The organism is Methyloparacoccus sp. NF-16 (genome assembly GCF_056880625.1).
The window spans coordinates 2,011,775-2,034,048 of record NZ_CP174130.1 but is presented as its reverse complement, the minus strand read 5'-3'; the positions used below and the strand labels follow the sequence as shown (position 1 = coordinate 2,034,048).

Here is a 22,274-nt window from a genome sequence, read left to right as displayed (position 1 = left end):
CATGACCTCACAACACCAGGCCGAGCAGCTGTTCCATGGGGTGCTCGCCGATGAATACCATTTCCTCGAGCGCGTGTGCCCGGCCGCGGCGGACATCAGTCGCCGGGTCGGCGAATTTGTTGCCACCTGGAACGGGACGCCGGCGGCGGGCGCCCTGTCCGCGCTGGAGCTCGGTTGCGGCACCGGCATCACCACTGCCTGTCTGCTCGGTGGCCGCCGCGACCTGCGCCTGCTGTCGGTGGACAATGCGCCGGCCATGCTGCGCCAGGCGCGCGCGGCGCATGCAACAGCGCTTGCCGAGGGCCGTCTGGTGCTGCGCGAGGCTGACGCATTGAGCGCGCTGGGCGATTTGCCGGACGACTCGGTCGATTTTGTCGCCAGCGCCTATACCGTCCACAACTTTCTCTCCGGCTATCGCCATCGGGTGCTGACCGAGGTGCTGCGCGTGCTGAAACCGGGCGGGGTGTTCGTCAACGGCGACCGTTACGCCCTGGACGATCCCGCCGCGCACCTGGCCGCCACCCAGGACGAGGTACGGGGCTATTTCCGCGTCTTCCTCGGCGAGATGAACCGGCCGGACCTGCTGGAACAGTGGGTGGTGCACCTGTTCAGCGACGAGTCCGAGGAGCACATCATGCGGCTGACGCCCGCGCTGGCGGAGATGGCCGGGCTGGGCTACGCCGAGATCACTCGGCACTTCCGTGATGGCGTCAACGCCCTGGTCAGCGGGATCAAGCCTTGGCGGTAGCCCGCGGCAAGGACCGCCGGACGGTCTATCGCTGCACCGAGTGCGGCCATGCGCAGAGCAAGTGGGCGGGGCAATGCCCCGGTTGCGGGCTCTGGAACAGCCTGGTCGAGAGCGTCGAGGATCGCGCCCCGCCGGGTGCTAGCCGGTTCAGCGGCTATGCCGGCGCCGCGGGTCAGGCAGATCCGGAGCCGGTGTCGCTGGCGACGGTCGAGGTCGAGGCGATCCAGCGCAATCCCTCCGGCCTGGAAGAGTTCGACCGGGTGCTGGGCGGCGGTCTGGTGCCCGGCTCGGCGGTGCTGATCGGCGGCGACCCGGGTATCGGCAAGTCGACGCTGCTGCTGCAAACGGTGGCGGCCCTGAGCCGCAGCCAGCAGGTGCTCTACCTCACCGGCGAGGAATCCATCAGTCAGGTCAGCCTGCGTGCCCGGCGCCTGGGGTTGCCCTGCGAGACGGTGCAGATTCTGGCCGCGACCGAGCTGGAGCGGATTCTCCGGACGGCCGACAGGCTGCGGCCGGACTACCTGGTGGTCGACTCCATCCAGACCGTCTACAGCGAGCTCCTGCAATCGGCGCCAGGTTCCGTGGCCCAGGTGCGCGAGTGCGCGGCGCAACTGGTGCGCTTCGCCAAGCAGACCGGCACCACCGTGTTCCTGGTGGGACACGTCACCAAGGAGGGTGCCCTGGCGGGGCCCCGGGTGCTGGAGCACATGGTCGACACGGTACTGTACTTCGAGGGCGACAGCGGCAGCCGTTTCCGCGTCATCCGGGCCTTCAAGAACCGCTTTGGCGCGGTCAACGAGCTTGGCGTGTTCGCCATGACGGAAACGGGGCTCAAGGAAGTCAGGAATCCTTCGGCGATCTTCCTCTCGCGCGGCGACGAGGACGCGCCCGGCAGCGTGGTCATGGTGATGCGCGAGGGCAGCCGCCCGCTGCTGGTGGAGGTGCAGGCGCTGGTGGACGAATCGCATCTGCCGACCCCGCGCCGGGTGGCCGTGGGCATGGATGGCAACCGTCTGGCCATGCTGCTGGCCATCCTGCACCGCCATGGCGGGGTGCCGATCCTCAATCAGGATGTGTTCGTCAACCTGGTCGGCGGGCTGCGGCTCAGCGAGACGGCGGGCGACCTGGCGGTGGTGCTGGCCATCGTCTCCAGCTTCCGCGACCGGCCCATCCCGCGCGACTGGGTGGTGTTCGGCGAGCTGGGCCTGAACGGCGAGGTGCGGCCGGTCCAGAGCGGCGAGGAACGGCTGCGAGAGGCCGCCAAGCATGGCTTCCGCCACGCCCTGGCGCCCGCCAGAAACATCCTCAGGGGCCACGATCCCGGGCTCGAGGCGATGCCCGTCAAGACCCTGCGCGAGGCGATCGCCGCGCTCTGAGAGAACGGCGGGCCCGTGCTCAGAGCACCAACTGGCTGCCCAGTTCCACCACGTGTCCGGCCGGGATTTGCAGGTATTTCGCCGCCGAGGAGGCGTTGCGGGCCATGGCGATGAACAGGCGCATGCGCCATAGCGCCATGATCGGCGAGGGTTTGGCGATCAGGGTTTCGCGGCTGAGGAAGAAGTAGGTTTCGGCGGGATCGATGTCGAACTCGCGGCTGCTGGTTTTCAGGGCCTTGGTCAGATTGGGCGTTTCGGCAAAACCGTAGTGCAGGTAGACGCGAAACAGGGCGTCGGCCAGCTTGATGACCTCGCGGCGCCGGTCGGGGGCCACCCGTGGCACCGGCTCGGTGATGACGGTCATGATGACCACGGTCTGGTGCAGCACCCGGTTGTGCTTGAGGTTGTTCAGCAGGGCGAGGGGGATGCCCTGGCGGCTGCTGGAGAGGAAGACGGCGGTACCCGGCACGCGCAGCGGCGGATGTGCCTCCATCTGCGCGAGGAAGTCGGCCACCGGCATGGCTTCCTCCTGCAGGCGCCGCTGGACCAGTTCGCGGCCACGCCGCCAGGTGTCGAGAAAGGTGAAGGCGACCGCGCCCACCAGCAGCGAGAACCAGCCGCCTTCGGGAATCTTGGGGATGTTGGCGGTGAACAGGGCCAGGTCCACGGTCAGGAAGAGCAGGGCGACCAGGGCGCTGACCACCGGGTTCCATTTCCACAGGTTGTAGATCACCACGAAGGCCAGCAGGGTATCGATCGCCATGGTACCGGTGACGGCGATGCCATAGGCAGCCGCCAGCTCCGACGAGGAGCGCATGCCCAGGATCAGCCCGACCACGCCCAGCAGCATGATGCGATTGATAGTGGGAATGTAGATCTGGCCGCGTTCCGCGTCCGAGGTGTGCAGGATGCTCAGCCGCGGCGCGAAGCCGAGCTGGATGGCCTGGGCGGTCAGCGAAAAGGCGCCGGAGATGACCGCCTGCGAAGCGATCACCGTCGCCAGCGTCGCGAGGACGATCATCAGCGACATGGCGTGCGGATTGATGCTGAGGTAGAAGGGGTTGTCGATGGCGCCGGGGTTGCGCATCAACAGCGCGCCCTGGCCGAAGTAGCTCAGCAGCAGGGCGGGCAGGGCGATCAGGAACCAGGCCTTGCGGATCGGCGCCCGGCCGAAGTGGCCCATGTCGGCATAGAGCGCCTCGCCCCCGGTGACCGCCAGCACCACGGCGCCGAGCACCAGTCCGCCGTGCAGGCCGTGCTGGACGAAGAAGCGGTAGGCGTGCACGGGATTGGCGGCCGCCATGGCGGCCGGCGTCTTCAGCAGGCTCTGCATGCCGTAGTAGCCGATGGCGACAAACCACACCAGCATCACCGGGCCGAACAGCCCGCCGACCTTGCCGGTACCCCGGTGCTGGTTGCCGAACAGGGCGACCAGGATGCCGAGCGCGATGGGGATGACGTAGGGTTGCAGCGAGGGTTTGAGGACTTCCAGCCCCTCGACGGCGCTCAGGACCGAGATGGCGGGCGTGATCACCCCGTCGCCGTAGAACAGCGAGGCGCCCGCCAGTCCCACGAGCAGGATGCACGAGCGGCGGCGGGCGCTGAGCTCGGCTTTCTGCGCCACCAGGGAGATCAGCGCCATGACGCCGCCTTCGCCCTTGTTGTCGGCGCGCATGATGAACAGCACGTACTTGATCGAGATCACGATCATGATGGCCCAGAACACCAGCGACAGTACGCCGAGCACATTGGCGGTGGTGGCGCTGAGTCCCCCGCCGGCGGCGAAGCATTGCTTCAGCGTATACAGGGGGCTGGTGCCGATATCGCCGAAAACGACGCCCAGGGCCGCCAGGACCAGGCCGCCATGGCCTTTCTGGGACGCGCTGGAATAGCTGATGGGTGCTGACATGTGTCCTCTCGCGGGCGTCGGCGTGGCTTGAGAATTCACCGGGCGCAAGTGCTAGACTTTCCGCCTTGCCGGCGCGTGCCTGCCACAGGCGGTGGTATCCCTGTCGGGCGGGCGAACGATACACGCGGATACTGCCGGGTGACAAGAAATGCCCGGCCCGCGACCGGCCCATCCGCTGTTCCTCCATTCCCGCAACGGAGATCATCCCTCATGCCGTTCCCGCCCGCCCGCCTGCCCTTGCCCGCCGGCCGACTCGCCCTGCTGCTCCCGGCGCTGCTGTTGCCCGGGTGCGCCGCCATGGAGGCCAGCCGCGCCATGGATACCGAGCAGCTGCTCGCCGCCAGCGGCTTCCAGGTCAAACTGGCCGATACGCCGGACAAGCTGGCGCATGTCCAGACCCTGACCCAGCACAAGCTGGTGCCACATGAAAAGGATGGCGACGTCTATTACGTCTACGCCGATGCCACCACCTGCAAGTGTGTCTACTGGGGCAATGCGGAATCCTATCAGCGCTATCAGCAGCTGGCGGTACAGAAGGAAATCGCCGACGAGCAGCGCATGGCCGCGCAGATGAACGAGAACGCCGCGATGAACTGGGGCATGTGGGGACCGGGGCCCTGGTGGGCCTATTGACCGGGGGCGGATTTTCCGCCATGACGCGCTGTCTTGACAGGCATCGGGTGCCTGATTACCCTTCCGCCGGTTTCGACGCGAAACAGAATGGCGTATCGACCACGACCCTTCGAGCAGCCTGTTCCGGCAGGGTTGCGAGAGGGGCAAAATTTACCTGAGGGAACGAGAACATGACGATGAAGAAACTACCGGGCCGCCGCTGGCCGCTGGGTCTTGCGACGGCCGTGGCCGCCATCCTGGCCAACGCGCCGCAGGCGGCGGAAGATCCGCAGATCACGGTGGAGCGCGGCGCCAGGGTTTTCCAGGAGAACTGCGCCAGCTGCCACGGTGCCGACCTGGGCGGCTATCTCGCGCCGGCCCTGAACAAGGAGCGCCTCAAGGGCCGCAGCGCGACCTCGCTTCGCAGCACCATCATGGCCGGTTCCTTCGACACCCTGATGCCCCCCTTCTACGGCAAGCTCTCGGACGAGGATATCCGTTCCGCCGTCAAGTACATTTCCAGCACCGACAAGCTGGACCCGCAGTGGACCATGGACGACATCAAGAAGTCGCTGAAGGTCTATGTCGCCGACGAGTCGACCCTGCCCGACAAACCGGCCTACGCCATCGACAACATGGACGACCTGATCGGTGTCGCCGCCCGTGGCCGTCATGGCCGGGGCGAGGGCTCCAAGGCGGTGTTCATCAACAGCGCCACCAACACCAAGGTTGGCGAGGTGCCGACCGAATCGGCCGCCCACATCATCGAATTCAATCCGGCCAACCCGCGCTGGGCCTATGTGAAGACCGACACCGCGGAAGTCTACAAGGTCGATCTCTATTCCATGAAGATCGTGCGGGCCGTCAAGACCGGCCTGAACGGACCGTCGCTGGGCGTATCCCGTGACGGCAAGTACCTGATGGCCGGTTCCTTCGTGCCGCATTTCGCCGTGCTGCTGAATGCCGATACCCTGGAGCCCCTGAAGTACTTCAAGCTGGAGGGCAAGGACCCGGACGGCAAGTTCGTGACCTCGGACTCCGGCATGATCACCGGCACGCCGTATGCCGATATCTTCGCCATCGCCCTGGAGAACTCCGGCCAGGTCTGGGTGGTCGATCTCGACAAGCCGGATTTCCCCGTCACCCAGATCACCGACGTCGGCCGTCACCTGCATGACGCCTTCCTGTCGCATGGCGGCAAGAACCTGATGATCGCCTCCTACGACGACAGCATCGTTGCCGCCATCGACCTGGAGCAGCGCAAGATCATCAAGAAGCTGCCGGCCGGCTGCGTGCCCCATGTCGGCGGCGGCTCGGTGGTCAAGGTCAACGGCCGTACCCTGGGCTTCGGCACCAACTTCGGCGACTGCGACCACGAGGTCGTCAGCGTCTGGGATCTCGACAAGATGGAGGTCGTGAAGCAGGTACCGGTACTGGGCGGCACCGAGTCGCCGGCCGCCCACCCCAACGCGCCCTATGTGGCGGTGGACATCATCAGCAAGGACCGGCGCGCCCGCACCATCCAGCTGATCGACAAGAACACCCTGGAAGTCGCCAGGACCCTGGACGTGGGCGGGCATGCCTACTTCCCGGAATACAACGCCAGCGGCAAGCTGCTGTACGTGAGCGCCGGCTACACCGGGGATGAGGTCGTGGCCTTCGATTCCCACACCCTGGACAGGGTGGCTTCGTTCACCATGGAGAGCCCGGCCGGCATTTTCTCCCGCGCCCGTGCCCGCTTCATGACCCGCGGCCTCGCCCCCGGCGATCTCTGACCACTTCATCGCGCGCGGGACGGCATGTCCCGCGCGATCGAGCCCCACATCCCGCGACTCCGAGGAAAACCGAATCATGAAAGCACTCTTCACCACTGCCGCCCTGACCCTGGCCGCCGGCTTTGGCACCGCCCAGGCTGCCGATATCGAGGCCGGCAAGGCCAAGGCATCTACCGTCTGCGCCTCCTGCCACGGCATCAACGGCATCGGCGCCACCGATGGCTTCCCCAACCTGGCCGGCCAGAAGACCGCCTACCTGGTCAGCGCGCTCAAGGCTTACCGCGAGGGTTCCCGCAAGGCGCCCATCATGAACAACATGGCGGCCAACCTGGGCGATGCGGACATGGAAAACATCGCCGCCTATTTCGCCAGCCTGAAGCCGACGCCCTGACCACCGTGAGCCTGCGCGCCGGTCTTGCGGGGCTGCTCTGGCTGCTGGCCGGCCGTGCCGGCGCCGGCGCTCCCGACCCGGAGCGCCAGCGCGCCCTGATCGAGCTGCTGCGGCAGGACTGCGGTTCCTGCCATGGCATGACCCTGCAGGGTGGCCTCGGTCCCGCGCTGCTGCCGGACAGCCTGGCCGGCAAGGGTGACAGCCTGCTGGTCCAGACCATCCTGAACGGACGCCCCGGAACCGCCATGCCGCCATGGCGGTCCTTCCTGTCGGAAGCCGAGGCTGCCTGGCTGGTCGCGCAGTTGCGGCAGGGCCCGAAGGCGCCCGGCTCCCCGTCACCCTGATGCCTGTTTCCCTGCCATGCCTGCATTGATGCCCTCCCTGCGCACCCTGGCCCTGCTCGTCCTGGCTTGCAACGCGCCGCTGCAAGCGGCGGAACTCCGCGGTACCGGCGATCTCGGCCTGGTGGTCGAGCGCGCCAGCGGCAGCCTGACCGCTGTCGACACCACCACCCGCCGCGTGCTGGGCCGCATCGAGGGACTCGGCGATCTCTCGCATGCCAGCCTGGTCTACTCGCCGGACGAGCGCTACGCCTTCGTCTTCGGCCGCGACGGCGCGCTGACCAAGGTCGACATCCTGGAGCGGCGCATCGTCAGGCGCGTCGAGCAGGCCCACAACAGCGTCGGTGGCGCCATTTCCCAGGACGGGCGGCTGATCGCCACCTCCAACTATGATCCGGGTGGCGTCCGGGTGTTTTCGGCGGAAACGCTGGAAAAGGTCGCCGACATCAAGGCCGAATATGGCGCCGGGCAGCTGGCCAAGGTGGTCGGCCTGGTCGACGCACCGGGCCAGAAGTTCGTCTTCAGCCTGTTCGAGGCAGGCGAGGTCTGGGTAGCCGACCTGCACGATCCGGCGCATCCGCAGGTCGACAAGTACAAGGCCGGCAAGGAACCCTACGATGCGCTGATTTCGCCCGAGGGTCGCTACTACATCGCCGGCTTGTTCGGCGAGGACGGGCTGGCCCTGCTGGACCTCTGGAATCCCGCCGCCGGCGTCCGCAGGATCGTGCCGGAATACGCCAAGGACGACCCCAAGCTGCCGGTGTTCAAGATGCCGCATCTGGAGGGTCGCGCCCTGATCGGCGATCACTGGTTCCTGCCGGCCGTGGGTCGCCACGAGCTGCTGGTCATCGACCGCCGGGAATGGAAGGTGGTGCGCCGGATTCCGCTCGACGGCCAGCCGGTGTTCGTCATCCCGCGGCCCGACGAGCGGCAGATATGGGTCAACTTCGCGTTGCCGGACAACGACAAGGTCGCGGTCATCGATACCCGCGACCTCAAGGTGGTCAAGCGGCTGACGCCCGGCAAGGCCGTCCTGCACCTGGAGTTCACGCCCAAGGGCGAGGAGGTCTGGCTGTCGGCGCGCGACGACGACCGCGTGATCGTCTACGATACCGAGACCTTCGCCGAGAAGGCTCGCCTGCCGGCCGCCCGGCCCAGCGGTATCTTTTTCACCGCCCGTGCCCACCGGCTGGGTCTCTGAGGCCGCGCCCATGCATCCGCAGCGGCTGCGCCAGCGCCTGCTCAACGACTTCCAGCGCGATTTTCCGCTGACCCCGAGACCCTACGCCGCGCTCGCCGAGCGGCTGGGTGTCAGCGAGGAGGCGGTGCTGGCAAGCCTGCGCGAACTCAAGGCGGCAAGCGTGGTGAGCCGGGTCGGGGCAATCCTGCCGCCCAATACCGTCGGCGTCAGCCTGCTGGCGGCGCTGGCGGTGCCGGAGGAGGCGCTGGAAGCCGTGGCGGCCTGGGTCTCGGCACTGCCCGAGGTGAACCACAATTACCAGCGCGAGCACCGTTACAACCTCTGGTTCGTCGTCACCGCCGCCAACCCCGCGCAGCTGGAAGCGGTCCTGTGCGCCATCGAGCGGCACACGGGGCTGGCGGTGCTGCGTCTGCCGCTGCTGGAGGCGTTCCATATCGACCTCGGGTTTCCGCTCGACCTCGATCAACCCGTCGCATGAAACGCTTCGACTGGCCCGATCGCCGCGATCTGGCCCTGCTGCACGCACTCCAGGCGGGGCTGCCGCTGGTGTCCAGGCCCTATGCCGTCCTGGGCGAGCGGGTCGGCTACTCCGAGGCCGAGGTCATCGCGCGGCTGGCGGACTGGCAGTCCGCGGGGCTGATCAAGCGGCTGGGCATCATCGTGCGGCATCGGCCGCTGGGTTACACCGCCAATGCCATGGTGGTGTTCGACATCCCCGACGAGCGGGTGCGCGATGTGGCCCGCATCCTCTGCCGGTCGCCCTACGTGACCCTCTGCTACCGCCGTCCCCGGCGCGGGACGGACTGGCCCTTCAACCTGTTCTGCATGATCCACGGCAGGGAGCGCCGGGTGGTCGAGGCGCAGATCGAGGAGCTGGTCGGGATCGCCGGCATCGAGACGCTGCCGCGCGCCACCTTGTTCAGCAGCCGCTGCTTCAAGCAGCGCGGTGCACATTACCGGCTGAGCGCCGAGACCTTGCCCGAGCCCGCATGACCCCGACCGAACGCACCATCATCAACGGCCTGCAGGGCGGTTTCCCGGTCTGCGAACGTCCCTTCCTGGCGGCGGCGGAAGCCCTGGGGCTGACCGAGGATGCGCTCATCGAGGGCATCCTCGGCCTGCTGGAAGCCGGCATCCTCAGCCGTTTCGGGCCCATGTACCACGCCGAGCGCCTGGGTGGCGCCCTCAGTCTGGTGGCCATGCGTGTGCCGGCGGCGGATTTCGAGCGCGTGGCGGCGCTGGTCAACGCCCACCCCGAAGTCGCCCACAACTACGCCCGCGAGCACGCCTTCAACCTGTGGTTCGTGCTGGCGACCGATCGGCCCGAACGCAAGGCCGAGGTGCTGGCGGCCATCGCGGCCGAGACGGGGCTGCCGGTTCACGACATGCCCAAGGTCGCCGAATATTTTGTCGGTCTGCGGCTCGAGGTATGAGCATGGGCGAGGAGGCGTTGCCGCTGGACGAGATCGATCGCCGCATCATCCGGGCGACCCAGGCGGGTCTGCCGCTGGTGCCGCGGCCCTATCATGCCATCGCCGAGCAGCTGGGATTGTCGCCGGACGAGGTCATGGCGCGCATCGAGGACCTGCGCGAGTTCGGCGTGATCCGCCGCATCGGCGTGGTGCCCAACCATTATCGGCTGGGCTATACCGCCAACGGCATGACGGTCTGGGATGTCGACGATGCCCGGATCGATGCGCTCGGCCAGAGGGTCGGCGAGCTCGACTACGTCAGCCACTGCTATCATCGGCCCCGGCACCCGCCCGACTGGCCCTACAATCTCTTCGCCATGGTGCATGGCCGGACCCGCGACGAGGTGGCGGCGCACGCCGAGGCGATTGCCGCCATTCTCGGCTCCAGCCAGCGGGCCCGCGCCATCCTGTACAGTACCCGCATCCTCAAGAAGACCGGTCTGCGCATCGGTGAATAACCTCTCATCCAGCAGCACATCATGTTTCGTGTCAGTCAGTTCATCGCGGAACTGCTCAAGCCGCCCGCCGAACCCGTCCCCGCCACCGATGGCCCGCGCCGGCTGCCGGGTCCGGTGGTTATCTGGAATCTCATCCGCCGCTGCAACCTGGCCTGCAAGCACTGCTACACGACCTCCGCCGACGTCGATTTTCCCGGCGAACTGAGTACCGCCGAGGTCTTCGCCGTGATGGACGATCTCAAGGCCTTCGGCGTGCCGGTACTGATCCTGTCGGGCGGTGAACCGCTGTTGCGGCGCGACATCTTCGACATTTCCCGAAGGGCCAAGGACATGGGTTTCTATGTCGGCCTGTCCAGCAACGGCACCCTCATCGACGCCGGCAATATCGATGCCATTGCCGACATCGGCTACGACTATGTCGGCGTCAGCCTGGACGGCATGCGCGAGACGCATGACCGTTTCCGCCGCGGCGAGGGCTCGTTCGACGCCTCGTTGCGCGGCGTCCGCCTGTGCCGCGAGCGGGGCATCAAGGTCGGGCTGCGCTTCACCCTGACCCAGGACAATATCGGCGACTTTGAGCCCATGCTGGGCCTGATGGAGGCCGAGGGCGTGGACAAGTTCTACCTTTCGCACCTGAACTATGGCGGCCGCGGCAACCGCAACCGCAAGGACGACGCGGTGCATGCCATGACCCGCAGGGTGATGGACACCCTGTTCGAAACCTGTCTGCGGCGACTGCGCGAAGGCCGGCCGGCCGAGTTCGTCACCGGCAACAACGACGCCGACGGGGCCTACCTGCTGCACTGGGTTCGCCGCCATTTCCCGGCGTACGAGGCCGTCATCCGGGCCCGGTTGCGCCAGTGGGGCGGCAATGCTTCCGGCATCAACATCGCCAACATCGACAACCTTGGCAATGTGCACCCCGACACCTTCTGGTGGCATTACGGCCTGGGCAACGTGCGCGAGCGGCCTTTCTCCGACATCTGGCGCGATGTGTCCGACCCGCTGATGGCGGGGCTTAAGCAGCGTCCGCGACCGGTGGAGGGACGCTGCGCCGCCTGCGTGCATCTCGATCTCTGCAACGGTAATACCCGGGTGCGTGCGCATCAGGTCACCGGCAATCCCTGGGCCGAGGACCCGGGCTGTTACCTGAGCGACGAGGAAATCGGCCTGCATCCCGCACCGGTGACCCCGGCGTTACCCGCCGCCGAACCCGCCACGGCCTGATCCGATGCAGTACCTGCCGATCTTTCTCCGGCTGGCCGGTCAGCCGTGCCTGGTCGTCGGCGGCGGCGAGATCGCGGCGCGCAAGGTCAATGCCCTCCTGCGGGCCGGGGCCCGGGTGCGCGTGGTGGCCCCGGCGCTGGGCGAGGACGTCCACAGGCTTCTGCTGGCCGGCCGCATCGAGCATCTCGCCAGGCGCTTCGAGCCGTCCGATCTCGACGGCCAGGCGCTGGTCATCTCCGCCACCGACCGGCGCGAGGTCAACGAGGCCGTGGCCGCCGCCGCGCAGGCCCGCAACGTGCCCGTCAACGTCGTCGATTGTCCCGACCTGTGCGGCTTCATCTTCCCGGCCATCGTCGACCGTTCGCCGGTGGTCATCGCCGTTTCCACCGGCGGTGCCTCGCCGGTGCTGGCGCGGCTGGTGCGGGCGCGGCTGGAAATGGCCCTGCCGGCGGCCTATGGCCGGCTGGCACTGCTGGCCGAGCGGTTCCGCCAGCGCGTCAAGGTGGCGCTGCCCGACGCCAGCCGACGCCGGCGCTTTTGGGAGGCGGCTCTGCAGGGGGGACCGGCCGAGCTGATGTTCAATGGCCAGGATGCGGCGGCCGAACGCTGCTTCGAGGGTCTGCTCGCCGCCGAAACGGCGGGGCCGGCATCCGGCGGCCGGGGTTTCGTCTCGCTGGTCGGCGCGGGGCCCGGCGATCCCGATCTCTTGACCCTGCGCGCCCTGCGGTTGTTGCAGGAGGCCGATGTGGTGGTCTATGACCGCCTGGTCTCGGCCGAGGTCATGGGCCTGATCCGCACCGATGCCGAACGGATCAATGCCGGCAAGGCCAGCAGTCGGCACACCCTGCCCCAGGAGGAAATCAACCGCCTGTTGGTGCGGCTGGCGCGCGAGGGCAAGCGCGTGGTGCGCCTCAAGGGCGGCGATCCGTTCATCTTCGGCCGCGGCGGGGAGGAAATCGAGACCCTGCTGGAGCAGGGCATTCCCTTCCAGATCGTGCCGGGCGTAACCGCCGCCACCGGCTGCGCCGCCTATGCCGGCATTCCGCTGACCCATCGCGATCATGCCCAGTCGGTGGCCTTCGTCACCGGCCATTCCCGCGAAGGGCAGGGCAGCTCGGTCGACTGGGCGCGGCTGGTGAACCCGCAGCAGACACTGGTCGTCTACATGGGGCTGCAGGCCTTTCCGGAAATCCGCGACCAACTGATCCGGCACGGCTGTCCTGCTGACACCCTGGCCGCCATCATCGAGCAGGGCACCACCGTCCGCCAGCGCGTGGTGACCGGCACCCTCGTCGATCTCTACGAGCGGGCGACCGCTGCCGGCATCGTCTCGCCCGCCCTCATCATCATCGGCTCGGTGGTTGCCCTGCATCGGCAGCTAGCCTGGTACCACGGTCAGGCGGAGCCGCCGGCACAGCCGGACTAATAACGGGTTGCCGGCCTGCCGTGGCCGCCACGGCAAGGGCTTTGCCTATAAAATGGCGGTTTGCGCAAGCCAGCATCTGCCTTCGCGGAGCATGTACACCCAGCATTTTCGCCTGACCGAACTGCCGTTCTCGATCGCGCCCAACCCCCGCTATCTCTATCTCAGCGCCCAGCACCGGGAGGCCTTGGCGCACCTGCTGTACGGGATCGGCGTGGGCGGCGGCTTCGTCGTCCTGACCGGCGAGGTCGGCACCGGCAAGACCACGCTGTGCCGGGCCTTGCTGGACCAGCTGCCCGAGGATGTCGACATCGCGCTCATCTTCAATCCGCGCCTGAACTCCCGCGAGCTGCTGGCCGGCATCTGCGACGAGCTGAACATCCCCTACCCGGGACCGCGCGCCAGCCTCAAGCAGCTGATCGACGCCCTCAACCAGTATCTGCTGGACGCGCATGCCCGTGGCCGGCGGGTGATCGTGCTCATCGACGAGGCCCAGAACCTGCGTTTCGACGTGCTCGAACAGGTGCGCCTGCTGACCAACCTGGAAACCAACCAGACCAAGCTGTTGCAGATCATCCTGGTCGGCCAGCCGGAGCTGAACCAGGTGCTGGAGCGGCCCAACCTGCGCCAGCTGGCGCAGCGGATCACCGCCCGCTATCACCTGAACCCGCTGTCCCTTGTCGAGACCCGCGACTATATCCGCCACCGCATGACCGTCGCCGGTGGCTCCGAACGCTGCTTCACCCAGGCCGCGGTGCGGGTGATCCACCGGCGCGCGCGGGGGATCCCGCGGCTCGTCAACCTGATGGCCGATCGTGCCCTGCTGGGTGCCTACACGCTCGGCCGGCTCAGGGTGACCGCGGCGGTCGCCAGGCGTGCCGCCCGCGAGCTGATGCCGGCCAGGATGCCCCGTTCCCGGGCACGGCTGGCGGGCCTTCTGGCCCTCCTGGGCCTGAGCCTCGGCCTGGCCCTGTATGTCGGCGCCATTCCCGGCCCGTTTGCCGGCAAACCGGCATCGCTACCGGCCGCGGGGCCGGAGCCGCCGGCCAGCGCCCCGGCGGATCAGGTTGCCGCAGAACCGGCCAGAACCCCGGCGGTCGATGACGGCAATGCTTCGCAGGACAGCCAGCCGGCCGGCAGGCCAGAATCGGCGGACGGATTCGCCGGCTGGATCGCCGCCATCGAACGTGGCCGCAAGCCGGCCTACGACAGCGTGTTCTCGGCCTGGTCGGTGGCACCGGATGCGGCCACCGGCGATCCCTGCGAGGCCGGCAAGGCCAGTGGCCATCAGTGCCAGCCGGTGCAGTTCGCCTGGTTGCAGCTCCGCCAGCTGAATCTGCCGATGGTGCTGGAATTCCAGCTGCCCGGGGGCGGGCGGCGCTATGTAGCGTTGCTGGCGATGGCTGGCGATACCCTGAAACTGACCAGCGGCAGTACCACCGGCAGCTTCCAGGTTGGCGACATCCTGCCGTTGTGGACCGGCAACGCATGGGTGGTGTGGAAACCCGGCACGGCGATCGCCAATCTCGTGAAACCGGGCGAGACAGCGCCGATCGTGTCCTGGGTGCGCCGGCAGCTGGGGGCCACGGCCGCTCCGGGGCCGGACAACGTCTACGATGATGCGCTCAAGCCGCGCGTCGTCGAGTTCCAGAAATCCCGGGGACTGCGCGCGGATGGCCTCCTGGGCATGCAGACCCTGCTGAACCTGCAGACGGCCCGGCAGGATCCGGCCGTGCCACTGCTGGTGTCGCCGACGCCCAGATAGAGACGCCGACATGTCCTACATTCTGGATGCCTTACGCAAATCCGAACGCGAACGCCGGGCCGGCCAGGTGCCGGGATTGCCCAGCGTGGTGACCGAGACACCGGTCCGCCAGTCCCGCTGGCTTTATCTCCTGATCGGCCTGCTGCTGTCGCTGAACCTCGGCGGGTTGGCGCTCTGGTGGGTCCAGCGTGGCGCCGAGGAACAGCCGAAGCCGGCGGCAACGGCCGGCGGACCCGTGTCCGCGCCGGTAACGACCGGGGTCGAGACGCCGGCGGCAAGCGCCGACCGGAACCTGAATCCACCCATCGTCAACCCGGGTCAGCCGGTATCGACCGCGGCTGCCACTCTGCCGGCGACCAGCGATCCGGCCGCGCCATCCACGACGGCCGCCGCTGCGCCGACGCTCGCGCCGGCCACCGCGGTCGCGCCACCGGCACCAAGCCCGGCACCCCAGGCACCGACGGGTACGCCCTTCAGCCCGCCGGTTGCCGTGGCGCCATCCCCGGCGCCGGCCGCCGCCCCACCGCCCCGGCAGAATCTTCGTGGAAGCCGTATGTCGGCCATCGCCGAGCCTGCGCTGGCGCCGCCGCGGCTGCCGCGCAGCCGGGCGCTTGACGAGGGTTTCGAGGAAATCGACCGCGAGCTGGAGCGGGAGGGTGAGAATCTGGCCGATGCCCGCGATGTTGCCGCCGACGTCGAGGCACCCCGGGCGCGACCCGGCGTCCAGCCGGGTACGCCCGACTATCGCGAGCTGCCGCCGGAATTACAGGCACGCATTCCGCCCTTCAGGATCACCATGTTCGCCTACTCGAAAAATCCGGCGGAGCGTTTCGTGATCATCGACATGAAGAAGTACCGCACCGGCGACCGCCTGCCCGGCGGTATCCTCCTGCTGGCCATTCAGGCCGAGAATCTGCTGCTGGAGCTGGACGGCCAGAAGTTCCTGGTACCCCGCTTTTGAAGCGCTGGCGCTGGCGCAGGCTTGGGCGGGCCACCCTCTGGACGGTCGGACTGCTGCTGGCCAGCTGTTCAGGAGACCCGGCGGCGGCGGGTTGGACCGGTCGCGTGGTGGCCATCCACGATGGCGATACGCTCTCGGTGCTGCGCCAGGGGTGGGCGGTCAAGCTGCGCTTACAGGCCATCGATGCGCCGGAGTTGGGCCAGCCCTATGGGCGCCAGTCCCGCCAAGGGTTGTCGGATCTCTGCTATGGCCGTCAGGCCCGGGTGGACCCGGTGGGCGAGGACAAGTACGGCCGCACCCTGGCCAATGTCCGCTGCGGCGGGCTGGAGGCCAACGCCGAACAGTTGCGGCAGGGACTGGCCTGGCATTATGTGCTCTACAACCAGGACCCTGACCTGGGCCGGCTGGAGGCCGAGGCGCGTCGGCGGCGGACCGGCCTGTGGTCGCAGAGCCGGCCGGAGCCGCCCTGGGCCTACCGGCATGCGGGCGACAGGCCGGCGTCCCCGGCCCGTCCCCGGATGGCCGACCGCCCCCGCCAGGCCGGCAGCTGCGGCGACAAGCATCGCTGCGAAGACATGGACAGCTGCAGCGAGGCACGTTATTACCTGCGCCGCTGCGGTGTGCGCGCCCTGGATGGCGACGGCGATGGCGTGCCCTGCGAGGCCCTGTGCCAGCCCTGATTCCCTGCACCCTTCATGCGACCCCGTCATGAGCGAACGGCTGTTTCAACCCCAATATCTGGTTGCACTGCGTACCATTCTCGGCAAGGAGATCTACCGTTTCATGCGCATCTGGCCGCAGACGGTGCTGCCGGCGGCGGTGACCACCTCCCTCTACTTCCTGATCTTCGGTACCCTGATCGGTCGCCGTATCGGGCCGATGGACGGCATCTCCTACATGGATTACATCGTCCCCGGCGTCGCGCTGATGTCGGTGATCACCAATGCCTACAGCAATGTGGTTTCCTCGTTCTATTCGAGCAAGTTCCAGCGCAACATCGAGGAGCTGATCAGCGCGCCGGTACCGAATACGGTGATACTGGCGGGCTATGTCGGCGGCGGGGTGGTGCGGGGCCTGGTGGTGGGGCTGCTGGTCACGGCGATCGGCATGCTGTTCGCCAGCGGCCTGAGCTTCCTCCATCCCTGGGTGATCCTGGCCGTATTCCTGCTGACGGCGACGCTGTTCGCGCTGGCGGGGTTCATCAACGCCGTTTATGCCAACAGCTTCGACGACATTTCCATCGTGCCCAACTTCGTCCTGACGCCGCTGGTGTATCTGGGCGGGGTGTTCTATTCCATCAATCTGCTGCCGGATTTCTGGCAGAAGGTATCGCTTGGCAACCCCATCCTCTACATGGTCAATGCATTCCGCTACGGCTTCCTCGGCATCTCCGACATTCCCGTCCTGCCGGCGCTGGGCGTGGTGTTGCTGGGCGTGGTCGGGCTGGCGGTCTGGGCGCTCTGGCTGCTCTGGCGCGGTACCGGGCTGAAGACCTAGACCACCCCCGGGCGCTGCCGGTCCAGCGTCAAGGTCAGTTCGGCGCGGCCCGGCAGCTCGGCGAGATTGCGGCGGGTAAGCCGCTCGTAGTGCATGATGAAGCGGCGTATGGCGTCGTCGTCCATGATCCGGTGGCCGCCGCGCGCCGCCTCGGCCAGCTTCCGCTCCTGCAGGCTGCGCCAGGCGAAGACGCTGTCCATGTCCGGTACCTTGAGAAAGATCAGGGCATCCAGCTGCGCGAAAAGCGGGGCGTAGGTGGTGGCGAGTTCCTCGTTGACGCGGCGGCGCCAGATGCCTTCCGGGTCTTCCTCGCGCTCCAGGCGATTGATGGGCTCGCGCAGGGCGGCATCCGGCTCGGGTGAGCTGCCGACGCACCAGCCTTCGAAGAGGATCAGGTCGGGTCTGCCCACGAAAACCGGCCATTCCTCGGGCGGCGCGCGATCGTCCCGGGCCTTGTCGAAACGGGGCAGGGCGGTTCGGCTGGTCATCGTCGCCGACCGGAGGCGCGCCAGGGTGTCCAGTGCCAGCGGGACGTCATGGGTACCGGGTACGCCGCGGGTCAGGAACAGGGGATGGACTTCCCGGGCCAGGTCTTCGCGTTCGGCCCGCGTCCGGTAGACGTCGTCGATCGAGAGACACGCAACCCGCAGGCCATGCAGTTCGCCCAGCAAGCGTTCCAGAAACCGGCACAGGGTGGATTTGCCGGAACCCTGGGCGCCGTTGACGCCAAGCACGGTGGGTCTGCCGGCATCCGCCGGACGCCTGGCAACCCAGGCGGCCAGCGGCAGATAGGCGGCAGCCAGCGCCGGGGCTTCCTCCAGGGGGAGCCGCTGCTCCTGCATCAGCGCCAGGAAGGCTGCCTGGATGCGCTGCCACTGGCACGCGAACTCGCCTGGCGGCAATCCGTCCTCGGCCCAGGGCTGGCCCGCTGGTGGCACTGGCGTCGCCGGCTCAGGCCACCCGGTTGGGTGGCAATTCGCCGCGGAAGTAGGCTTCGAGGTTGTCGATCACCTTCATGCCCATGGCGATGCGGGTCTCCGTGGTGGCGCTGCCGAGGTGTGGCAGCAGCACGGCGTTGTCGAGTTCGAGGAAGCCGGGATCCAGGTTCGGCTCGCCCTCGTAGACGTCCAGCCCGGCGGCGGCGATCCGGCGCTCGCGCAGCGCGAGGATCAACGCTTGATTGTCGATCACATCGCCGCGGGCGGTGTTGACCAGGATGGCGGTCGGTTTCATCAGCGCCAGGTGCTCGGCGTCGATCAGGTGGTAATTGGCCGCGCTGCCGGGGCAATGCAGGGCCACGACATCGGCCTCCCGCAGGACCGCCTCGACGGAATCCAGCTGCCGGGCCTGAAACCGCCCCAGCAGTTCGGGTGCCACCGGCCGTGGTGTATACAGGACGATCGGCATGCCGAAACCGAAATGGGCCTTGCTCGCCATGGCCTGGGCGATGCGGCCGAAGCCGATCAATCCCAGCGTCTTGCCGGTCACCTGCGTCCCGAGCAACTGGGTCGGGTGCCAGCCGGTCCATTGCCCGGCGCGCAGCAGGCGCTCGCCCTCGCTGGCTCGGCGCGCGGCCATCAGCATCAGCATCATGGCGATGTCGGCCGTGCTCTCGGTCAGGACGTCCGGCGTATTGGTGACGACGATGCCGCCCGCCCGGGCAGCCTCGATGTCGATGTGGTTGAAGCCGACGCCGAAATTGCCGAGGATGCGGCAGCGCAGCGGCGCCGTGGCAAATACCTCGGCCGGCAACTTGTCGGACACCGTTGGCAGCACCGCGTCGTAATCGCGCAGGGCGGCCTGGAGTTCCGCCAGCGTCAGCGGGTGGTTGTCGAGATTCAGGGTGACGTCGAACTGCCCGCGCAGGCGATCCTCGCAGGGCTCCGGCCAGCGACGGGTGACAAGTATTTTGGGTGGGTTCATGAGTGATCGCCGGGAAGTTTTTCTTCTATATCCACCCGGAAGGGCCAGGGTCAGGCGGTTTGCCGGTCGGTGGTGTGCCAACACCGTCCGACGGCAAACGGCGAGGTGTCCCGAAAGCCCGTGGCGTTATCCAAGCGCGCCCCGTTCAGCGACCTTGTTGTTGCTGAACGGGGGACGGGGACGGCTGGGGCGCCGAAGAAGTCAATGACCGTCCCGTAAAAGGCGTTCACGCGGCGTCGCGAACGCCGTTAGAAGCCGCATTTTCGCGGGACATGATCTATCAACTGCGGTTATGCCCTGGCCGCCAGCGGCGCGGCGGTCTGCCGCCAGTATTCGGACGCGGCGGCGATGCCGCTGCCGGGGGTGACCTGGATGCCGGCATCGAGCATGGCCATTTCCGAACCAACGATGGCGCTGGCGAGCATCAGTTCGTTGAGGTCGCCGAGGTGGCCGATGCGGAAGACCTTGCCAAGCACTTCCGACAGGCCGGCGCCCAGCGACAGGTTGTAGCGGTGGTAGGCGTAGTGCATGACGTCGCGGGCGTCGAAGCCTTCCGGCACGACGATGGCGGTGACGCTGTTGGAGTACCACTTCGGGTCCCTGGCGCACATCCTGAGGCCCCAGGCGCCGACCGCACGGCGCACGCCTTCGGCTAGACGGGCGTGGCGGGCGTAGACGTTGTCCATGCCTTCTTCCAGCAGCAGTTCGACCGCCTTCTTCAGGCCGTAGAGCATGGGTACAGCCGGGGTGTAGGGAAAGTAGCCGCCGGGGTTGTGGACCATGTGGTCGTGGATGTCGAGGAAGGCGCGCGGGCATTTGGCATGTTCGCGGGCGGCCAGGGCCTTCTGGCTGAAGGCCAGCAGGGCGAGGCCGGCGGGCAGCATGAAGCCTTTCTGGGTACCGGCCAGGCCGACGTCGATGCCCCAGTCGTCGTGGCGGTATTCCAGCGAGCCGATGGCGCTGACGCCGTCGACGAAGAACAGCGCCGGGTGATTGGTGCTGTCTAGCGCCTTGCGCACGCCGGGCAGGTCGCTGGTGACGCCGGTGGCGGTCTCGTTGTGGCAGATCAGCAGCGCCTTGATCTCGTGATTCTTGTCTTCCTTCAGTCGCGCTTCCAGGTGATCCAGCGGCACGCCCTCGCCCCAGGGGACTTCGTGGAATTCGACGTCCATCTGCAGCCGCTTGGCGAGGTCGATCCACAGGTGGGTGAACTGGCCGAAGCGGTAGGCCAGGACCTTGTCGCCGGGCGACAGGGTGTTGGTGATGGCGATTTCCCAGCCGGCGGTACCGGTGGCGGGAAAGACGAAGCACTGGCCTTTCTCGGTCCTGAAAACTTTCTTGAGGTCTTCCAGCAGTGGCTTGACCAGCTTGGGGAAGTTGGGCGAACGATGGTCCTCGGAGGGCACATGCATCGCGCTGAGAACGGCATCGGGGATATTGGTGGGACCTGGGATGTAAAGATGATTGCGGCCAGCCATGGGTGTCCTGGATTCAGTCGGTGGATGGAAAGTTGGGCAGCAGGTGGAACCGTGCGTGTGCCGATCGGCTCCCGGCAAGGCGCGGAAAGCCCGGGCTCATGGTTCGGGTGGCAGGGACTTGTGTTTCGCGGCCACCCCTGCGGGGGTTCGGCACGGCCATTTTCGCCACGCCGAAAGGAACCGGCATGATGCCATAGGGCCGGTTTTCGCTTCAAGGACAAGGGTTCTCCGGCAATGGGTGTTTGCCTGGCCGGTTCCGGCTGGTCGGATTTCAGCTGTCGTCGCGCGTCTGGCTGGGCCAGATCAGTAGCCCGGTATCGATGCCAAGGCGACGGGCATTCTCCAGCAGGTCCTGCCTGAGCGGCTCCGGCAGTTGCTTGTCACGCGCCAGAATCCAGAAGTAGTCGCGGTCCGGCCCCATGACCAGCGCCCAGTCATAGCCCTTCTGGTCCAGGGCGACGACGTGATAACCGCCGTAAAAGGGCCCGAAGAAGCTGACCTTGAGCGAGCCCTTGCGCGGGTCGCCGAGGAACCTGGCATGCCCCACGGCCTGCTGCCAGGTTTTTGCCTTGGGATCGTAGCCCCGGTTGGTGACTTCCAGGCTGCCATCCGGCAGCAGCCGGTAGGTCGCATTGATGTCGGTCAGGCCCCGCTCGAAACCGTGATCCAGTCGCGCGATTTCGTACCATTTGCCGGTATAGCGCTGGGCATCGAAGGAGGAAACCGCCGTGACGCCTGCGGGCGGACCGTATGCGCACCCGGCTGTCAGCGTTGCGACCAGCAGCCAGCACAGGCCAAGGCGGAGGCCGGGCCAGATTGGCCGTCGGGATTGGGGTCGGCAGGACAGGTGACGCATAGGGAACTCCCGGCAAGGTGGCGGTAGAAGGGACGGTAGCTTAACCGACCCTCACGCTGCCAGTCCTGCGTCCCGCTTCGCCCAACCCGACCCTGTGGAAGGTTGACAGTCCGGGTTGGCCTTTTTATCATTCCGTTTCTTTCTGGCAACGTAGCTCAGTTGGTTAGAGCACCGCATTCATAATGCGGGTGTCCCCGGTTCAAGTCCGGGCGTTGCTACCACTTAATAATCAATGACTTAGGCCCACAATGTTGGGCCTTTTTCATGTCCGAAAATTCGTCCGTGTACTCCATATGTACTCACTTGGACGATGCCACCCGCACCGCTGGGCATCGATTCTGCTGCCTAGGCGTCTCGGGCGTTAGTTCTCTGCGCGGCTTGTTGCGCCGCGCTTTGAGCTGGTCGCCATGATCAGCACCAGAACAAAAAAGGCGCCACAAGGGCGCCCCGGTCACGCCCGCCAGAGGCGGGCACTTGACGGTAATAGTCGATGGGGCAGACGAGGTGGCCGCTGATGTCGATGCTGTTGCTGTTGCAGTCGAATTTGATGTTGGCGCCGCCACTCTCACGATGGGCCATCCTTGGCCCTGGTGATGTCAGTCCTGGTCCTGCCATGCGGTAACGCGGATGTCTTGAACCCAGCGCCGGGCAACATGCGACCGCGCGTCGTCGCGCTTTTCCGGAGAGATTCAAAACGCGTCAATACCCCCCACCCCCCGTGGACCACGCGCTGTCGACGACCCCCCACCCCCACCCATGACGCTCACCTAAACCCCTTTTTCTTGAAGTCAATTACGCAGCCATAACCCAATATATTCCCAGGAGAAAACAACTTACATCCCCAAGTCAATTACGCAGCCA

22 protein-coding genes and 1 tRNA gene are annotated in these 22,274 nt (G+C 67.1%); 18 read left to right on the top strand and 5 right to left on the bottom strand.

Annotated features, from left to right (window positions below; translation table 11 throughout):
- Position 1: 1 nt before the first annotated feature.
- Positions 2–748: a class I SAM-dependent methyltransferase gene (locus tag ACH5N8_RS09705; RefSeq protein WP_460028433.1), complete on the top strand. Its 747-nt coding sequence runs from the start codon at positions 2–4 to the stop codon at positions 746–748.
- Positions 739–2,124, top strand: a complete 1,386-nt coding sequence (gene radA / locus ACH5N8_RS09700; protein WP_460028432.1) for a DNA repair protein RadA — start codon at positions 739–741, stop codon at positions 2,122–2,124. Before ACH5N8_RS09705 ends, radA begins: the two co-directional genes overlap by 10 nt.
- A 19-nt stretch (positions 2,125–2,143) precedes the next feature.
- On the opposite strand, the gene ACH5N8_RS09695 is transcribed toward radA, so the two are convergent.
- On the bottom strand, positions 2,144–4,033 hold the full coding sequence (locus ACH5N8_RS09695; protein WP_483281163.1) for a potassium transporter Kup: 1,890 nt from the start codon (positions 4,031–4,033) through the stop codon (positions 2,144–2,146).
- 210 nt (positions 4,034–4,243) lie between these two features.
- Here ACH5N8_RS09695 and ACH5N8_RS09690 point away from each other — a divergent pair, with 210 nt between their 5' ends.
- From ACH5N8_RS09690 to ACH5N8_RS09620, 15 genes are all read left to right on the top strand, one after another.
- On the top strand, positions 4,244–4,666 hold the full coding sequence (locus ACH5N8_RS09690) for a hypothetical protein (RefSeq protein ID WP_460028430.1): 423 nt from the start codon (positions 4,244–4,246) through the stop codon (positions 4,664–4,666).
- Positions 4,667–4,842: 176 nt separating this feature from the next.
- Positions 4,843–6,420: a cytochrome D1 domain-containing protein gene (locus ACH5N8_RS09685; protein ID WP_483281162.1), complete on the top strand. Its 1,578-nt coding sequence runs from the start codon at positions 4,843–4,845 to the stop codon at positions 6,418–6,420.
- A gap of 76 nt (positions 6,421–6,496) precedes the next feature.
- Positions 6,497–6,811: a c-type cytochrome gene (locus ACH5N8_RS09680; protein ID WP_460028428.1), complete on the top strand. Its 315-nt coding sequence runs from the start codon at positions 6,497–6,499 to the stop codon at positions 6,809–6,811.
- Between the two features lie 5 nt (positions 6,812–6,816).
- Positions 6,817–7,155 carry a c-type cytochrome gene (locus ACH5N8_RS09675; RefSeq protein ID WP_460028427.1) on the top strand — a complete coding sequence of 113 codons (339 nt, stop codon included), beginning with the start codon at positions 6,817–6,819 and terminating at the stop codon, positions 7,153–7,155.
- Between the two features lie 16 nt (positions 7,156–7,171).
- Positions 7,172–8,353 (top strand): cytochrome D1 domain-containing protein, encoded by a 1,182-nt coding sequence (locus ACH5N8_RS09670; RefSeq protein WP_460028426.1) that lies wholly within the window; start codon positions 7,172–7,174, stop codon positions 8,351–8,353.
- 10 nt (positions 8,354–8,363) lie between these two features.
- Positions 8,364–8,831: an Lrp/AsnC family transcriptional regulator gene (locus ACH5N8_RS09665; RefSeq protein ID WP_460028425.1), complete on the top strand. Its 468-nt coding sequence runs from the start codon at positions 8,364–8,366 to the stop codon at positions 8,829–8,831.
- Positions 8,828–9,346, top strand: a complete 519-nt coding sequence (gene ahbB, locus ACH5N8_RS09660) for a siroheme decarboxylase subunit beta (protein ID WP_460028424.1) — start codon at positions 8,828–8,830, stop codon at positions 9,344–9,346. Before ACH5N8_RS09665 ends, ahbB (ACH5N8_RS09660) begins: the two co-directional genes overlap by 4 nt.
- Complete coding sequence (locus tag ACH5N8_RS09655; protein ID WP_460028423.1) at positions 9,343–9,786, top strand: Lrp/AsnC family transcriptional regulator; 444 nt, start codon at positions 9,343–9,345, stop codon at positions 9,784–9,786. Before ahbB (ACH5N8_RS09660) ends, ACH5N8_RS09655 begins: the two co-directional genes overlap by 4 nt.
- Positions 9,783–10,283, top strand: coding sequence for a siroheme decarboxylase subunit beta (gene ahbB / locus ACH5N8_RS09650; protein WP_460028422.1), 501 nt, complete (start codon positions 9,783–9,785; stop codon positions 10,281–10,283). Before ACH5N8_RS09655 ends, ahbB (ACH5N8_RS09650) begins: the two co-directional genes overlap by 4 nt.
- A 21-nt stretch (positions 10,284–10,304) precedes the next feature.
- Positions 10,305–11,510, top strand: a complete 1,206-nt coding sequence (gene nirJ, locus ACH5N8_RS09645; RefSeq protein WP_483281161.1) for a heme d1 biosynthesis radical SAM protein NirJ — start codon at positions 10,305–10,307, stop codon at positions 11,508–11,510.
- A 4-nt stretch (positions 11,511–11,514) separates the two neighbouring features.
- Positions 11,515–12,936: a siroheme synthase CysG gene (gene cysG, locus ACH5N8_RS09640; RefSeq protein ID WP_483281160.1), complete on the top strand. Its 1,422-nt coding sequence runs from the start codon at positions 11,515–11,517 to the stop codon at positions 12,934–12,936.
- Positions 12,937–13,027: 91 nt separating this feature from the next.
- The gene (locus ACH5N8_RS09635; RefSeq protein WP_460028419.1) at positions 13,028–14,698 is read left to right on the top strand and encodes an ExeA family protein; all 1,671 of its coding nucleotides are present in this window, start codon (positions 13,028–13,030) and stop codon (positions 14,696–14,698) included.
- A gap of 10 nt (positions 14,699–14,708) precedes the next feature.
- On the top strand, positions 14,709–15,659 hold the full coding sequence (locus tag ACH5N8_RS09630) for a general secretion pathway protein GspB (protein ID WP_483281159.1): 951 nt from the start codon (positions 14,709–14,711) through the stop codon (positions 15,657–15,659).
- The gene (locus ACH5N8_RS09625) at positions 15,656–16,339 is read left to right on the top strand and encodes a thermonuclease family protein (RefSeq protein WP_483281158.1); all 684 of its coding nucleotides are present in this window, start codon (positions 15,656–15,658) and stop codon (positions 16,337–16,339) included. The genes ACH5N8_RS09630 and ACH5N8_RS09625 overlap by 4 nt, the downstream gene beginning before the upstream one ends.
- Before the next feature lie 28 nt (positions 16,340–16,367).
- Entirely contained in the window at positions 16,368–17,156 is a 789-nt protein-coding gene (locus tag ACH5N8_RS09620) for an ABC transporter permease (RefSeq protein WP_460028416.1), read from the top strand.
- Here ACH5N8_RS09620 and ACH5N8_RS09615 read toward each other — a convergent pair.
- From ACH5N8_RS09615 to ACH5N8_RS09600, 4 genes are all read right to left on the bottom strand, one after another.
- Positions 17,153–18,094 (bottom strand): hypothetical protein, encoded by a 942-nt coding sequence (locus ACH5N8_RS09615; RefSeq protein ID WP_460028415.1) that lies wholly within the window; start codon positions 18,092–18,094, stop codon positions 17,153–17,155. The two genes, ACH5N8_RS09620 and ACH5N8_RS09615, sit on opposite strands and share 4 nt — an antisense overlap.
- 13 nt (positions 18,095–18,107) lie before the next feature.
- The gene (locus ACH5N8_RS09610; RefSeq protein WP_483281157.1) at positions 18,108–19,079 is read right to left on the bottom strand and encodes a 2-hydroxyacid dehydrogenase; all 972 of its coding nucleotides are present in this window, start codon (positions 19,077–19,079) and stop codon (positions 18,108–18,110) included.
- A 290-nt stretch (positions 19,080–19,369) separates the two neighbouring features.
- Positions 19,370–20,557, bottom strand: coding sequence for an aminotransferase class V-fold PLP-dependent enzyme (locus ACH5N8_RS09605; RefSeq protein WP_460028413.1), 1,188 nt, complete (start codon positions 20,555–20,557; stop codon positions 19,370–19,372).
- Between the two features lie 271 nt (positions 20,558–20,828).
- A complete protein-coding gene (locus tag ACH5N8_RS09600) occupies positions 20,829–21,413 on the bottom strand; it encodes a lipocalin family protein (protein ID WP_483281156.1) in 585 nt (194 codons plus the stop codon).
- A 144-nt stretch (positions 21,414–21,557) separates the two neighbouring features.
- On the opposite strand from ACH5N8_RS09600, the gene ACH5N8_RS09595 reads away from it, so the two are divergent.
- A tRNA-Met gene (locus ACH5N8_RS09595) sits at positions 21,558–21,634 on the top strand.
- Positions 21,635–22,274: the final 640 nt, after the last annotated feature.

What these genes read in the sequence shown, in the direction of transcription:
- ACH5N8_RS09705 (WP_460028433.1), top strand. Translation starts at nt 2, where the DNA reads ATGACCTCACAACACCAGGCCGAGCAGCTGTTCCATGGGGTGCTCGCC.
- ACH5N8_RS09695 (WP_483281163.1), bottom strand. Translation starts at nt 4,033, where the DNA reads ATGTCAGCACCCATCAGCTATTCCAGCGCGTCCCAGAAAGGCCATGGC.
- ACH5N8_RS09690 (WP_460028430.1), top strand. Translation starts at nt 4,244, where the DNA reads ATGCCGTTCCCGCCCGCCCGCCTGCCCTTGCCCGCCGGCCGACTCGCC.
- ACH5N8_RS09685 (WP_483281162.1), top strand. Translation starts at nt 4,843, where the DNA reads ATGAAGAAACTACCGGGCCGCCGCTGGCCGCTGGGTCTTGCGACGGCC.
- ACH5N8_RS09680 (WP_460028428.1), top strand. Translation starts at nt 6,497, where the DNA reads ATGAAAGCACTCTTCACCACTGCCGCCCTGACCCTGGCCGCCGGCTTT.
- ACH5N8_RS09670 (WP_460028426.1), top strand. Translation starts at nt 7,172, where the DNA reads ATGCCTGCATTGATGCCCTCCCTGCGCACCCTGGCCCTGCTCGTCCTG.
- ACH5N8_RS09665 (WP_460028425.1), top strand. Translation starts at nt 8,364, where the DNA reads ATGCATCCGCAGCGGCTGCGCCAGCGCCTGCTCAACGACTTCCAGCGC.
- ahbB (WP_460028424.1), top strand. Translation starts at nt 8,828, where the DNA reads ATGAAACGCTTCGACTGGCCCGATCGCCGCGATCTGGCCCTGCTGCAC.
- ACH5N8_RS09655 (WP_460028423.1), top strand. Translation starts at nt 9,343, where the DNA reads ATGACCCCGACCGAACGCACCATCATCAACGGCCTGCAGGGCGGTTTC.
- ahbB (WP_460028422.1), top strand. Translation starts at nt 9,783, where the DNA reads ATGAGCATGGGCGAGGAGGCGTTGCCGCTGGACGAGATCGATCGCCGC.
- nirJ (WP_483281161.1), top strand. Translation starts at nt 10,305, where the DNA reads ATGTTTCGTGTCAGTCAGTTCATCGCGGAACTGCTCAAGCCGCCCGCC.
- cysG (WP_483281160.1), top strand. Translation starts at nt 11,515, where the DNA reads ATGCAGTACCTGCCGATCTTTCTCCGGCTGGCCGGTCAGCCGTGCCTG.
- ACH5N8_RS09635 (WP_460028419.1), top strand. Translation starts at nt 13,028, where the DNA reads ATGTACACCCAGCATTTTCGCCTGACCGAACTGCCGTTCTCGATCGCG.
- ACH5N8_RS09630 (WP_483281159.1), top strand. Translation starts at nt 14,709, where the DNA reads ATGTCCTACATTCTGGATGCCTTACGCAAATCCGAACGCGAACGCCGG.
- ACH5N8_RS09620 (WP_460028416.1), top strand. Translation starts at nt 16,368, where the DNA reads ATGAGCGAACGGCTGTTTCAACCCCAATATCTGGTTGCACTGCGTACC.
- ACH5N8_RS09610 (WP_483281157.1), bottom strand. Translation starts at nt 19,079, where the DNA reads ATGAACCCACCCAAAATACTTGTCACCCGTCGCTGGCCGGAGCCCTGC.
- ACH5N8_RS09605 (WP_460028413.1), bottom strand. Translation starts at nt 20,557, where the DNA reads ATGGCTGGCCGCAATCATCTTTACATCCCAGGTCCCACCAATATCCCC.
- ACH5N8_RS09600 (WP_483281156.1), bottom strand. Translation starts at nt 21,413, where the DNA reads ATGCGTCACCTGTCCTGCCGACCCCAATCCCGACGGCCAATCTGGCCC.